Origin of the sequence: Amycolatopsis sp. GM8, from assembly GCF_021653975.1 — a bacterium.
GTDB lineage: Bacteria > Actinomycetota > Actinomycetes > Mycobacteriales > Pseudonocardiaceae > Amycolatopsis_E.
Map to the genome: position 1 here is coordinate 374881 of NZ_JAJKFK010000006.1, position 13883 is coordinate 388763.

A 13883-nucleotide genomic window follows, 5' to 3' on the forward strand; every position below is an offset into this window, starting at 1 on the left:
GGCTCATCTCCTACTGTGCTGGTCGCTACTAATCCGACGACAGTCACGGCTATCCAGCTTGCGTAGCAACGGTTACGCACCCGCTCGGGGTTCGCCTACTTTTCGTCGGATTAGTAGGGGCGACGCTGCGCTGTGGAAGCCCATTGAGAACGCAGGTTCGCTCAGGAAAAGGCCGCGGGTCTATGTTTCCGCGCACGACAGAACGTACATTTGTTGTGCGTCGCACAAGGAGGTGCGGACCGTTCGGCAGGGAGGATGGCACGGTGAGCAGATCCGCGGTCGGCAGGCCGCCGGGATCGCCCGACGAGGTGCTCTCGGTCTGGATGCGCGCGATGACCGACAGTATTCGCGCGATCAATGCCGAACAGGACCTGAGCAAGGTCCTGGCGATGATCGCGCGCCAGGCGTGCGAGCTGGTCGACCTCCAGAAATGTGCCGTGTACGTGCTCGATCCCGAACTGGGGACCTTCCGGCTCGAAGGCTCCTACGGTCTGACACCCGCCTATGTGGACTGGGCCAACGCGGAGCCGATGCGGCTCGACGAGGGCACCGCCAGTTCGGGACCGCCCACGGCCCGTGCCGCGCTGACGGGTCTGCCCGTGTTCGTGGAGGACGCGTTCGTCGAGCCCGGCCTCGACCGGTGGCACCGGAGCATGAGCGCCGAGGGATTGCGCGGCGTCGCGGCGACACCGCTGCAGACCGCGGACGGCCCCCCGATCGGCACGATCACCGGCTACACCACGGCACGCCGCCGGTTCGACATGGATTCCATCCGGCTGCTCACGCTGCTCAGTGAGCACGCGGCCGCCGCGATCGTGGCCGCGCGGCGACGCGACCGCGAGCGGGACGCGGTGACGCGTCTCTCCCGCGCCAACGACGAATTGGTCGAACACCAGCGCACGGTCTCGCGCCTGCGCGACCTGCAGCACGATCTCACCAGGCTGCTGCTGCAGGACGTCGGACTGCAGGGCATCGCCGAATTCCTGGCCCGCCAGCTCAATGCCACGATCACCATCGACACCGAGGACGGCACCGAACTGGCGACCGCCCCGGCCGGGTCCGGTTCCCGCCGCGACATCGCGGCCGTGCTCACCGACGACAGCGTCCAAACGCAGATCGCGCGGATCATCGAGTCCGGGCGAGCGGGGAACCTGGTGTGGCACGGCGCGTCGGCGATCTGCCTGGTTCCGGTGAGTACCGGCGGGCCGTCCCGGCCCCGGCTGTGGGCGGCGCGGAACTCCCCGGAACGCTTCGACGACGACGAGCGCTGGGCGATGGAGGGGTGCGCCCTGCTGATCGCGCTGGAACGCAGCCGCGTCGAACGGCGGGCCGAGGCCGAGGCCCGGCTCACCAAGGACCTGTTGTCCGACCTGCTGTCCCCGGCCGCGATGGTGCACGCGGAGTCGGTGATGGCCCGGGCGGCCGCGCTGCGCCACGCTCCGCACGAGCCGCACACGCTGGCGGTGTTCCTGGTGCCGGCCAACGGAAAACCCCCGGCGGAGCTGACCCGCGCGCTGCTCGACGTGGCCCGCGACGTGCAACCGCGGCCGGTCATCGGCTCGGTCGGGGACTACGTCGTCGCCCTGATCCCCAGCACCACGGCGAACGGTCCCGACGAGACCGCCTCGCAGTTGCTGGCCCGGATGGTCGAACGTGTCCGGGACCGCACAAACGGTTCGGCACGCTGTGTCGTCGGGGCGACGGTGCCGTCACTGACCAAAGTGGAGCGAGGCCTGACCGTCGTGCTGCGCGCCGGCTCGCTCGTCACCCCCGCCTCCCGCGAGGTGACGCGCATGGCCGATTACGGGGTCCACGGATTGCTGCTCGAATCGGGCGCGGGGGAGGCGCTCCGTGAGTTCGCCGACGCGACCCTGGCGCCGGTCGACGCGCTCGACGAACACGGTAGCGGGGAGATCCTGACGACACTGCGCACCTGGTTCGCGTCGAACATGTCCAACCGGGAGGCCGGTACCAAGCTTTTCGTGCACGCGAACACGGTCGGCTACCGCATCAAGCGCGCGGCCGGCGCGACGGGGCTCGACCTCACGAACCCGGCCGACCTGATGACCCTGCAACTGGCCCTGATGGTGCGGGGCATCAGCGGCCGCTGACTGGTTTCCGGCCGGCTCGCCTGCCGCTGAGCTCGTGATCTGCCCGACGCTGGCGGTGGCGGCGGCGACCAACAGGAAGATCACCGCGAGCAGATAGGCGCGGGTGGCGGCGTCGAGATCCTTCAAGGCGGTCGCGAATTTCGCCAAGCCCTCGAACGAGCTGCCGAGCGTGTCGAGCGCGGCCGATTGGGCGGTCAATGTCTGCGCGGCCTCGGGGGTGTTTTCGCCCTGCTTTGCTTCGGCCATGAGGTCCGCGTTCGCCTGAATCGCCTGCTGCCCGGCCTCGATGGCCTTTTTGGCCGCTTCGCGGACCGGCTTGCCGTAGTACACGTCCTGGGTCAGGCCCACGGCGATCATGATCACGGCACCCAGTACCGCCGCCATGGCAACGATCCACAGTGCGATGATCATTCGGCGTCACTCCCGCCCTCAGGGCCGCAGTTGGGCATTGAACCAGCGCAACTGGTAATCCACATCCTGGATGATTGTGCGAACCGCGTCGCCGGCCACGACGTGCGCGGTGAGGTGAGCATACGGCGGGCCCGGCGGGAACGGATCGCCGAGATAAACCGGCGCGCCGGAATCACCGTGCTGAGTTACCGGATGGTCCGTTTCGACGACATTTCCCCAGCCGCCGGCCCGGCGATTTTCCCACAGCGTTGTGAGTGCCGATCGTGGCCAGGAGAATTGGAACCCCGTCGACAATTGCACCACGATATCCACCAGCGGGGTCACGGTGGTGTAGCCGGCGACCGGAATGCCGGTGCCCTCGACATGCCGCCGGTCGAGTTCGACGAGAGCGATATCCGCGACCGCGCGCCCTGGGCCGACCTGCCGCGGGCAGATCGTGTCGGCCACGCGGCCGATGCGCTGATTCGCCACGCGGGCGATGGTCGACGGGATCGAAACACCGTGCCCGGCCGTGGTCACGCCCGGTCGGCCGTTCGCCAATGTGACCCGGCAGCCCAGGGTCGCCTTCTGGCCGGGAAGATCGACGACGGCTGAGGAATGGCAGTGCTGCGGCTCGACGGGATCTCGTCCGTAGACCCAGAAATCCGGGCGGGTAAGCCGCTCCGGCAGTCCCAGTTCGCCGATTCGCCGCAGTGCGTAAGGACTTTCGGGGAGCGGAAGACCGTATTCGGGTACTTCGAGCGACGACCGGTCGACGAAGACGGCCGGTCGCAGCGAGGCCCTGCTCTCACCAGTCGTCAGTCCGACGCCCCAGATGCCGCCGATGCCCGGCTCGTCGCGAAACGCCCAGCCGACGGGAACCTCATCAGCCCGGAAATCTCCGTCGGCGAACTCCTCGAATTCGTCCCAAGCCTGCGCCAGTTCGGCGAGCGCACGGTCGGCGGCATGGATGGCCGACACCGCCGTCCGGTCGAGCGGTTCCCGGGCCAGGCTGGCTGCCCAGAAGTCGACGAGGTCCATCGGCTACCAACTCCTACGGCCGGCGTTGTGTGTGCCTCCAAGTCGGTGCGCCGCCGGGTGTCGTTACCTGGACAAGACGGGCGGTGATGGGCAATTCACGAACCTGTCTGGGCGGCCTTCGATGTTCGGCGTCGTTTCTCGCGCACATAGATGACCTCCGGCTTGTTCTCACCGGGACTGCGGCGGTTCAGCTCGAACAGGGTGGTCGCGGTGATGAGGTCGCTGAGCTTCGCGTAGCCGTAGGTGCGTGAGTCGAAGTCCGGGCGCTGCTTGGTGACGATGCTGCCCACGGAGGCCAGCGACGCCCAGCCGTCGTCATCGGAGGCGGCTTCGACGGCATTGCGCAACAGGGCCGTCAGCGTCTTGTCCTTCTTGAGCTGGGCGGCCGGGATGGCCGCTTTCGGGGTGGGTGCCGTGTCGGCCGGCGTCACGTCGCTGTCGGCATAGGTGAGGTTCTCGATGTAGATGAACTTGTCGCAGGCCGCGACGAAAGGCTTGGGCGTCTTGCGTTCGCCGAAGCCGTAGACGGTCAGGCCCGACTCCCGCAGCCGCGCGGCCAGCCGGGTGAAGTCGGAATCGCTGGAGACGATGCAGAACCCGTCGAAGCGGTCGGAGTACAGCAGGTCCATGGCGTCGATGACCATCGCCGCGTCGGTGGCGTTCTTGCCGGTCGTGTAGGCGAACTGCTGGATGGGCTGGATCGACTGGGCGAGCAGCTGATCTTTCCAGCCCTTCAGGCTCGTGCCGGTCCAGTCGCCGTAGGCCCGTTTGACGTGCGCGGTGCCGTACTTGGCGACCTCGGCCAGCAGCGCCTCGGTCTTGCCGGGCTGCGCGTTGTCCGCGTCGATGAGCACCGCGAGCTTGGCGGCGTTCTCACTGGCCGTGACCATCTTGGTTCCCCCGTCGTCCCTGGCCGATCATGCCGGCACCACCGTAGAAGGGAGCGGACCGGCGCGGCAACGCGGTTCCCGGCTCGTCGTTAGGGTTGCCTGATGAGCGCGACTCTGACCGCGAAGGGCCTGACGGCCGGGCATGGCGACCGCACCCTCTTCTCGGGGCTCGACCTGGTGGTCGCTCCTGGCGACGTGCTGGGGGTGGTCGGCGTCAACGGCGCCGGGAAGTCCACGCTGCTGCGGATCCTCGCCGGCCTGGCCAAGCCCGAGGACGGGAAGGTCCGGCTGACCCCGCCGTCGGCGACCGTCGGGTACCTGCCGCAGGAACCGGAGCGACGGCCGGGGGAGTCCGTCCGCGCGTTCCTGGCCCGCCGCACCGGGGTGGCGGCGGCCCAGGCGGACCTCGACGCGGAGACCGAAGCGCTGGCGTCGGGCGCGGAGGGCGCTGACGATCGCTACGCCGCGGCGCTCGACCGCTGGCTTGCCCTGGGCGGCGCGGATTTCGACGACCGGGCCGGCGAGGTCACCGCCGAGCTGGGCCTGTCGGTCGACCTGGACCAGCCGATGACGGCACTGTCCGGCGGGCAGGCGGCGCGGGCGGGGCTGGCGTCGCTGTTGCTGAGCCGGTACGACGTGTTCCTGCTCGACGAGCCGACCAACGACCTCGACCTGGACGGGCTCGCGCGGCTGGAGCGGTTCGTCACCGGCCTGCGCGCGGCGACCGTGCTGATCAGCCACGACCGCGAGTTCCTCGCCCGGACCGTGGACAGCGTGCTGGAGCTCGACCTGCCACAGCGGCAGGTCCGGTTGTACGGCGGCGGATACGAGTCGTACCTGGAGGAGCGCGCGGTAGCGCGCAGGCATGCCCGTGAGGACTACGAGGAGTACGCGGCGACTCGCACGGCACTGGAAACACGGGCACGGACGCAGCGGTCCTGGATGGAGAAGGGCGTCCGGAACGCCCGGCGCAAGGCCTCCGACAACGACAAGATCAGCCGCAAGACCCGCGCCGAAGCGACCGAGAAGCAGGCCGCGAAGGCCCGCCAGACCGATCGGATGATCGAGCGCCTGGAGGTCGTGGATGAGCCGCGCAAGGAATGGGAGCTGCGGATGGAGATCGCCGCGGCGCCGCGGGCCGGCGCGGTCGTGGCCACCGCGCGGGGTGCCGTGGTGCGCCGTGGCGCGTTCACCCTCGGGCCGGTCGACCTGCAGATCGACTGGGCCGACCGGGTCGCGATCACGGGGGCGAACGGCGCCGGGAAGTCCACCCTGCTGGCGGCGCTGCTCGGCCGGGTGCCGCTGGACGCCGGGTCGGTCGCGCTGGGGCCCGGTGTGGTGATCGGCGAGGTCGACCAGGCGCGGCGGCTGTTCCTCGATGACCAGCAGCTGGCCGTGGCGTTCGCGCACGCGGTCCCGGAGCTCGCCGACGCCGACGTCCGGACGCTGCTGGCGAAGTTCGGCCTCAATGCGGCGCACGTGCTGCGCCCCGCGGCGACGCTTTCCCCAGGTGAGCGCACCCGGGCGGCGCTCGCGCTGCTCCAGGCGCGTGGGGTCAATCTGCTGGTCCTCGACGAGCCGACCAACCACCTGGACCTGCCGGCCATCGAGCAGCTCGAGTCCGCTTTGGACAGATACCCGGGAACCCTGCTGCTGGTGACCCACGACCGGCGCATGCTCGAGGCCGTGCACGTCACCCGTCGCCTGGAAGTCACCGACGGCAAGGTCACCGAGTTGTGAGCGTCAGGGGTGGAGGACGAGCTTTCCCACATGTTCCCGGCGCGCCAGTTGTTCCTGCGCCCGCGCAGCGTCTGACAAGGGGAACGTCGCCGCGATGACGGGCTGGATCTCGGCCTGACGGGCCAGGTCCACCAGCAGGCCGAAATGTGTGGGGGTGTGCATCGCGGACCCGATCACCTGCGCGTTGTGCAGGTAGAGCCGGCGGATGTCCAGGGACACGTCATACCCGCCCAGGGCACCCGCGACGACCCACCGGCCGCCTTCGCGCAACAGCGGCAGCCCGTCACTCACCAGGGCCCCGGCGACCACGTCGAGCGCGACGTCGATCCCTTCCGGGGCGGCTTTGCGGATCTGGCCGGTGAGGTCCCGGGCGCGGTCGAGGACCGCATGGGCACCGGCTTCGCGCACCGCGTCGATCTTGCGCCCGCCGCTGATGGCCAGCACTTTGGCGCCGCGGGCACGGGCGATCTGGATCAGTGCCAGGCCGACCCCGCCGGAGGCTCCCGAGACCAGCACGGTCTCGCCCTTCCGCACCCGGCCTCGCTCGATCATGCCCAGCGCCGTGCCGTAGGCGGTCGGCAGCGTCGCCAGCTGATCGTCCGTGAGCGGTGAGTCCGTCACATCGTGGATGCGTTCGACGGGGGCGGTCACGTACTCGGCGTATCCGCCGTCGCGCTCGCTGCCCATCAGGCCCACCGGATTCGCGTCCGGCCCCGCATTGTCGTAGATCGCGGGGTCGACCATGACGCGGCGGCCGATGAGGCTCTCGTCCCCGCCCGCGCCGACCGCCACCACCCGGCCGGCCACGTCGGCCCCCTGGATCCGCGGGAAGTCGATCGGACCCCGCCAGCCCGACAAGGCCGTCGGGTCGCCCGGGCGGCCGTAGGCCCCCTCGCGGGTCCACAGGTCGGTGTTGTTCAGCGCCACCGCGCTGACCCGGACCAGCGCCTCTCCGGCCCGCGGTGTGGGTACGGCCACCTCCACCAGTTCCAGTACCTCGGGACCCCCGTGCTTCGCGATCCGCACCGCGCGCATGGTCTCGGTCACGCCCATTGCCCAGCCCCACCTTAGGTATACTGATCTGTGAATATACATCACGGTACACCGATCGGTGAAGGTCGCAGCAGTGCGGGAAGCTCAACACAGGACACCGGCCGGCCGCCGGATCGTCGCGGCCGCCGAAGAACTGTTCTACAACCGCGGGATCACGGCGGTCGGCGTGGATCTGATCGCCGAGCACTCGGGTGTGACCAAGCGGACCCTGTACAACCAGTTCGGCACGAAGGATCACCTCGTCACCACCTATCTCGCGGAACGTGACGAGCGCTGGCGGTCACTCGTGCAGGCCACTGTGGACGCTTGCGCCGATCCCGCCGAAGCCGTCACGGCGCCCTTCGACGCGCTGCGGGTCTGGAGTGAGACCAACAGTCGCGGCTGCGCCTTCATCAACGCGCTGGCCGAACTCCCGGATCCCGCGCACCCCGCGCACCAGATCGCGGCGAACCAGAAGCGCTGGCTGCTGAACCTGTTCGAAGAACTCGCCACCGCCGCGCACTGCGCGAATCCCGCCGTCCTCGCCACCCAGCTGTTCGTGCTGCACGAGGGCGCTCTCGCGACACTGCCGTTCCCGTTCGGCACTCTTTCGCGCAGTTACGAGCTGGCCCGGAAGCTGGTTCAGGCCGACGTCGCGCCGTCCACATTGCGTCTTGATACCGCCCCCGAAAATCTATAGACTTGTGCCCGCTGGGTGGCGGACCATCGCCCATGTGACCCGGAGGCATTCGCGCTGAGCATCGAAGGAGACCACGCGCGCCTGCGGCCGGCAACGACCAATGTGGACGGTCCATCCCGAAGGATGCCGGCCACACGATAGCGCGCGTCGCAGTGGACAAAATCGCCTGAGACGCGTGGCAAGCCGGCTGTCGCTGCCCATTTTTACGAGGCGCAACGGAGCGTCCAAAGCGCTTCCATTTTGCCACAAAAACGTAACGCCCCAACCTTGGCTAGAAAGGTGGAATTGTGAAGCGCTCGAAAGAAATCGCCGGACTCGCGGCAGGTGTCGCCGTCGCGCTCTGTTCGGCCTGCGCCGCGAGCTCGCCCGCGCCGGATCCAGCGTCAGCAGGCACTTCGGGGACCGTCATCGGCGGTGGTCAGCAGGCCGATCCGGCGAAGTCCCCGGTTCTCGTCGGCTTCCACAATCTGGAGGGCGGGTCGATTTCGCTGCCCGATCTCCGCATCGGTTTCGAGGCCGGTATCGACTACGTGAATTCGCAGCTCGGTGGCATCAATGGCCACCCGATGAAGGGTGTCGAGTGCAAGACCGACGGCACGCCGGAATCGTCCCTGAACTGTGCGAACGAATTCGTCCAGAGCAATGTGGTGCTGTCGGTGGTGGGTATCGACTTCGGTTCTGACGCCATGTTGAGCGTCCTGAAGTCGGCGAGCGTGATCGAAACCGGCGCCACTCCGCTGACGCCGGGCATGGACCAGGCGATCGGCGACGCTTACTTCGCGGGCACGTCGACCAAGGAGGGCTATGCCGCCGATGTTGTGAACCAGCACAACCTCGGGGCGAAGTCGCTCGCCGTCGTGATGGTCGACAATGCGGCCAACCATGCCACGTACACCACCATCATCGCCCCGGCCGCGCAGAAGCTGGGAATGACGTCGAAGGTGTTCTATTCGCCGGCACAGGCCGACTGGACCACACTGTCCGCGACAGTTCTCGCCACCAGCCCGGATGCGATCTCGCTCTCGGTCAACACGCCGGATGCCCTGGCCGCCGTCACCGCACTGCGTGCCAACGGTTTCGCCGGTCAGATCGACGCCTTCGCCAACAGCGACATCATCCCGCAACTCAAAGGGAATCTCACGAAGAACGTCAACTTCGAGAGCTCGATCTACCAACCCACGATGGTCGGGGTACCGGCAAAGGCGCAGGCGGATATCGACATCTTCAACGCCTACATGAAGAAGGACGGCGCGGCGGTGAAGGCCGTCCAGCAGGCGCAACTCGGCTTCTTCGACGCCGTGCAGGCCGCTGACAAGCTGCGGCAGATCCAGGCCGACCCGCTGACCGCGAAGGCCGTGCACGACGGCATCGGCACGACCAAGGGCAGCACGATGTTCAGCACCAATGGTTACGACTGCTCGAAGCCGGCCTGGCCGGGAACGACGTCCTGCTTCACCGGGCAGATCTTCTCGACGCCCACGGGTAAGGGGATGCTCGCGCCGCTGGCGAACCAGCCCATCGACAGCTCGGTAGTGCGCCCGAGTTCCTGACGCACCTGCCGAGCACATCCGAGCGACGGGAACAGAGATCATGAGTCAATACATGCTGTTCTTGCTCCTGGGCCTCAGCGTCGGGGCGGTGTACGCCGCCCTCACACTGGGCATCGTCCTCACGTATCAGGGCACGGGAGTCATCAACTTCGCCGCCGCGGCAATGGCGGCCGTGCCGATCTACGTGTACGAGAACCTGCAGCAGGGCCAGTTGACCTTGCCGATTCCCTGGCTGCCCTCGTTCGACATCGGCGGGGCGCCTCCGGTGTGGATCGGGATTCTCGTGGCGCTGGCGGTCGGGGCGCTTCTCGGCGCGCTCGTCGAACTCGGCATCTCCCGGCCGCTGCGGACGGCCCCGCCGTTGGCGAAGGTCGTCGCGGCGGTCGGGATCATGCTGACCGTCCAGGCGGAAGTCGGCCTGAAGTACAGCACCGACCCCCAGCCCCGCAGCACCGTGCTGCCGGCCGGGGTGGTCAAGATCGGCGGCGCCGGCGTCAGCACCGATCGGTTGTGGCTCATCGGGATCGTCGTGGTGCTGGGCGCCGGGCTCGCCCTCTGGTTCCGCCATTCCCGGACCGGGTTGTCGATCCAGGCGGCTGCGGACAACGAGCGGGCGGCGTCGTTCGCCCGGCTCTCCCCGCGGACCCTCGGCATGGTCACGTGGGTTCTCGCGACCACCTTCAGCAGCCTGATCATGGTCCTGGCCGGGCCGGCGACCGGGGTGCTCGACCCGGCGACGATCTCGCTGCTGGTCGTGCCCGCTCTGGCCGGCGCCCTCATCGCGCGGCTGAGTTCACTGTGGATCGGTCTGGCCGGCGCGCTCGTCCTCGGCGTCGTGCAGTCCGAGCTGCAGTTCATGTCGCTCACCAAGGCGTGGTGGCCGGGCTGGGCCCAGCACGGGCTGACCAACGTCGTTCCGTTCATCATCATCGTCATCGCACTCGCGGTGCTCGGCCGGAAGGTCCCGACGCGCGGGGACGACATCCGGACCAAGCTGCCGCCGGTGATCCTGCCCCGCAACCGCCCACTGGTCATCGCGCTACTCGTCGCGGCCGGTGTCGTTGTTCTGGTCGTCAGCGGCGGCACCTACCGGTTCGGCATCATCACCAGCCTCGGGCTCGCGCTGATCGCGCTGTCGCTCGTCGTGCTCACCGGTATGGTCGGCCAGATTTCGCTGGCCCAGGCGGCGTTCGCTGGCGTGGCGGGCATCATGGTGTCGAAGTTCGGCGCAGCGATACCTTTTCCGTTTTCGATGATCCTGGCCGCGGTGATCGCGGCCGCGGCCGGTGTCGTGGTCGGATTACCGGCGTTGCGTATTCGTGGCGCGCAGCTGGCTGTGGTCACGCTCGCCGCCGCTTTGACGTTGCAGGAGTTCGTGTTCGCGAATCCGTCGTTCGTCTCGGCGACGACGGACGTCATTCCGGGACCGACGCTTTTCGGGTGGGACCTGTCGGTACGGGCCGGCAGCAATGTCGCCCGCCTGCAGTTCGGCCTGCTGGTGCTGGCGGTCGTGGTGGTCGTGTTCGTTCTGGTCAGCAATCTCATGCGGGCGGGAACGGGGCGGAAAATGCTGGCCGTACGGTCGAACGAGCGTGCGGCGGCCGCGATCGGGATCGACGTCTCCGGGATCAAGCTCGCCGCGTTCGGGCTCTCGTCTTTCCTCGCCGGGCTCGGCGGCGCGCTGCTGGGCTACAGCCGCGGGCAGCTGTCGGCCGACTCGTTCGGGGTCTTCGTGGGCCTGAGCCTGCTCGCCACGGGTTATCTGGCGGGCATCACGAGCGTGAGCGGCGCTTTGCTCGCGGGGGCGAGCGGCGCGCTCGGAATCGTCTACGTGTTCCTCGTCGGCAACCTCCACATCGGGAACTACTATTCGCTGCTGGTCGGCCTGGGGCTGATCCTGTCGGTGTTGTTCAATCCCATTGGTATCGCCGGTAAGACCCGCGCCGACGTCGACCGGCTGCTCGCCCGGTTCCGCCGCGATCGGCCGGTCGAGCCAGCGGCCGAGCCCGTCGAGGAAGCCGCCGCCGCGGTCGCGCGGACAGTGGGTGACGTCCGGCTGCGCGCGGCGGGAATCACCGTCACCTACGGCGGTGTGACGGCCGTCGACGACCTCAGTATCGAGGTGCGGGGAGGGGAGATCGTCGGGCTGATCGGCGCGAACGGCGCGGGCAAGACCAGCTTCATCGACGCGATCACGGGTTTCGCGCCGTGCCGTGGGGAAGTCGTCCTCGGTGGCCGCGCGATCGGCAAGCTGCCGCCACACCAGCGCGCCCGGTCCGGGCTGGCGCGCACCTGGCAGGCCGGCGAGCTCTTCGAAGACCTGACGGTCGAGCACAACGTCCGGGTCTCCGACGACGTCGGGCACGACACCATGAAACTGTTCAAGGACACGGTGCTGCCGAACCCGAGACCGTCCGCGGCTGTCCGGGACGCGCTTGCCCTGATGTCGTTGACCGATGTCGCTGATCGCAAGCCGGGTGAACTCTCGCTCGGCCGGCAGCGGTCGCTCGATGTCGCGCGAGCGCTCGCGCTGCAGCCGGAAGTGCTGCTCCTCGACGAACCGGCCGCGGGCCTCGACACGGCGGAAAGCGTCGCCTTCGGTGCCCATCTCGAACGGATCGCCGCCACCGGTGTCGGGTGCCTGCTCATCGATCACGACATGCGTCTCGTGCTCGGCGTGTGCGATCGGGTCTATGTCATCGAGTTCGGTCGTCTCATCGCGGTGGGAAATCCGGAACAGGTGCGCCGTGACCCGGCTGTCGTCGCGTCCTATCTGGGCGCGGAAAGCCAGCCCGACGACGATCGCGTGTCGTCGGCGGAACCGGGAGGACGGGCGTGAACCTCATCGAGACGAAGAACCTGATCTGCGGCTACGGCCGGATGCCGGTCGTGCGCGAGCTGGATCTGAGTGTCGCCGCGGGCGAGGTCGTGTGCCTCCTGGGCGCGAACGGCGCCGGTAAGACGACGTCTCTGCTGACGATCGCCGGCGCGTTGCCCAAGCTCGGGGGAGCGGTGCGCGTCACCGGTCACGAAGTCACCCGGGCACGCCCACACGAAATCGCCCGCCGCGGGGTGAGCATCGTTCCCGAGGACCGTGGCCTCTTCTCGAAGCTGACCGTCGCACAGAACCTGCGGCTGCGGCGGCACCGGCAGTCCGGCGTGGAGATCGACGAGGTCTTGGGTTATTTCCCAATGCTCACCCCGTTGCTGAACCGGCAGGCGAGACTGCTTTCCGGTGGCGAGCAGCAGATGCTGGCACTCGCGGGTGCTTTCGTGGCCGACCCGAAAGTGATGCTGCTCGACGAAATGAGCCTCGGCCTGGCGCCGATCATCGTGGAACGACTGCTGCGCACGGTGCGGGCGATCGCGGACGAGCGCCGGATGGGTGTGCTGCTCATCGAGCAGCATGTGATGGCGGGGCTCAGCATCGCCGACCGGGGATACGTTCTCGCCCACGGTGAAGTGGTTGCGCAGGGCAGCGCGGCGCAACTACGAGACGACGCCGAACTTCTGGAAGCCAGTTACCTCGGTGAACACGGCGCGATTGAGGAGGCCGAGGCCCGCGGGTTGGTGTGACCCGCGGGCCCGGACGCACGATCAGCGTGCGGGGAGAGCCGAGGCGAGGAATGACGCGAGCGTGTCCCAATGGCGTTCGGACGCCGCGAGATCGAAGGTCGGGTTGTCGGTTACGGCGAACCCGTGGCCGGCCGGGTAGGTCTCCCACGTGTACGTCACGCCCGCTTGGGCGAATGCCTCGCGTAGCCGCGCTTGCTGGTCGTCGGGGAACGAGGCGTCGTCGGTCGCGCACGCGAGGTACACCGGCGCGGTGATGCCGCCGGCCACCAGATGCGGGCTGGTCGGGTCGCCATCGGCGCCGAGATTGCCGCCGTGGAAGGACGCCGCTGCGGAAATCTCGTCGCCGAGGCGCCCGGCGATCGTCAGCGCCAGGCGACCGCCGAGGCAGTAGCCGGTCGTCGCGACCGTCGCGGTCGTTTCGGGCAGGCCACGCAGATAGGCCACGAAGGCGCGGGCGTCCCGCGTCGTCATCTCCACATCGAGGGAGACGGCCATCTTGCTGACGCGCGCCCATTCGGACGGGTTGTCGGCGATCGCCGACAGGTCGATGGGTTCGAAGGGACCGAGGCGGTAGTAGACGTTCGGCACCAGCACCGCGTAGCCGAGCGCACTCAACCGGGAACCCATGTCCCGCAACACATCCCGCAGTCCGGCGGCGTCCGGGTACATGAGTACGGCCGGCCACGGGCCGGAGCCCGGCGGGATGTGCAGCGACGCGTCACAGACGCCGTCGTCGGTGACGATTTCCACCGTGCGCTGGGTCATTGCGGCACTCCTTACCTCGCCTACCGTGAACTCGGAAACTATAGAATTTTCCGGGGTGGCCGCACAAGGACGTAGCGGCTGCGGTAGA

General features: G+C 68.4%; 10 protein-coding genes. 6 read left to right on the forward strand and 4 right to left on the reverse strand.

Translation table 11 applies throughout. The annotated features are described in order from the left end of the window. Nucleotides 1-263 precede the first annotated feature (263 nt). Nucleotides 264-2111, forward strand: a complete 1848-nt coding sequence (locus tag LOZ83_RS28130) for a helix-turn-helix domain-containing protein (RefSeq protein ID WP_236794714.1) — start codon at nucleotides 264-266, stop codon at nucleotides 2109-2111. Between the two features lie 429 nt (nucleotides 2112-2540). Here the strand turns inward: LOZ83_RS28130 and LOZ83_RS28135 are convergent, their stop codons facing one another. Together LOZ83_RS28135 and LOZ83_RS28140 are read right to left on the reverse strand one after the other, a co-directional pair. Continuing rightward, nucleotides 2541-3542: a hypothetical protein gene (locus LOZ83_RS28135; RefSeq protein WP_236794715.1), complete on the reverse strand. Its 1002-nt coding sequence runs from the start codon at nucleotides 3540-3542 to the stop codon at nucleotides 2541-2543. A 95-nt stretch (nucleotides 3543-3637) separates the two neighbouring features. Beyond that, on the reverse strand, nucleotides 3638-4432 hold the full coding sequence (locus tag LOZ83_RS28140; RefSeq protein ID WP_236794716.1) for an NYN domain-containing protein: 795 nt from the start codon (nucleotides 4430-4432) through the stop codon (nucleotides 3638-3640). Between the two features lie 102 nt (nucleotides 4433-4534). On the opposite strand from LOZ83_RS28140, the gene LOZ83_RS28145 reads away from it, so the two are divergent. After that, nucleotides 4535-6172 carry an ABC-F family ATP-binding cassette domain-containing protein gene (locus LOZ83_RS28145; protein ID WP_236794717.1) on the forward strand — a complete coding sequence of 546 codons (1638 nt, stop codon included), beginning with the start codon at nucleotides 4535-4537 and terminating at the stop codon, nucleotides 6170-6172. A gap of 3 nt (nucleotides 6173-6175) precedes the next feature. Here LOZ83_RS28145 and LOZ83_RS28150 read toward each other — a convergent pair whose 3' ends face one another. Continuing rightward, the gene (locus tag LOZ83_RS28150; RefSeq protein WP_236794718.1) at nucleotides 6176-7225 is read right to left on the reverse strand and encodes a zinc-binding dehydrogenase; all 1050 of its coding nucleotides are present in this window, start codon (nucleotides 7223-7225) and stop codon (nucleotides 6176-6178) included. A 73-nt stretch (nucleotides 7226-7298) separates the two neighbouring features. On the opposite strand from LOZ83_RS28150, the gene LOZ83_RS28155 reads away from it, so the two are divergent. The 4 genes from LOZ83_RS28155 to LOZ83_RS28170 all read left to right on the forward strand — a co-directional run bounded on the left by LOZ83_RS28155 (nucleotide 7299) and on the right by LOZ83_RS28170 (nucleotide 13030). Then, on the forward strand, nucleotides 7299-7904 hold the full coding sequence (locus LOZ83_RS28155; RefSeq protein WP_236794719.1) for a TetR/AcrR family transcriptional regulator: 606 nt from the start codon (nucleotides 7299-7301) through the stop codon (nucleotides 7902-7904). Between the two features lie 287 nt (nucleotides 7905-8191). Further along, on the forward strand, nucleotides 8192-9454 hold the full coding sequence (locus tag LOZ83_RS28160) for an ABC transporter substrate-binding protein (protein ID WP_236794720.1): 1263 nt from the start codon (nucleotides 8192-8194) through the stop codon (nucleotides 9452-9454). A gap of 52 nt (nucleotides 9455-9506) precedes the next feature. Next, nucleotides 9507-12293: a branched-chain amino acid ABC transporter permease/ATP-binding protein gene (locus LOZ83_RS28165; RefSeq protein WP_236794721.1), complete on the forward strand. Its 2787-nt coding sequence runs from the start codon at nucleotides 9507-9509 to the stop codon at nucleotides 12291-12293. Continuing rightward, entirely contained in the window at nucleotides 12290-13030 is a 741-nt protein-coding gene (locus LOZ83_RS28170) for an ABC transporter ATP-binding protein (protein ID WP_236794722.1), read from the forward strand. Before LOZ83_RS28165 ends, LOZ83_RS28170 begins: the two co-directional genes overlap by 4 nt. Before the next feature lie 21 nt (nucleotides 13031-13051). Here LOZ83_RS28170 and LOZ83_RS28175 read toward each other — a convergent pair whose 3' ends face one another. Next, nucleotides 13052-13795, reverse strand: a complete 744-nt coding sequence (locus tag LOZ83_RS28175) for a dienelactone hydrolase family protein (RefSeq protein WP_236794723.1) — start codon at nucleotides 13793-13795, stop codon at nucleotides 13052-13054. Nucleotides 13796-13883: the final 88 nt, after the last annotated feature.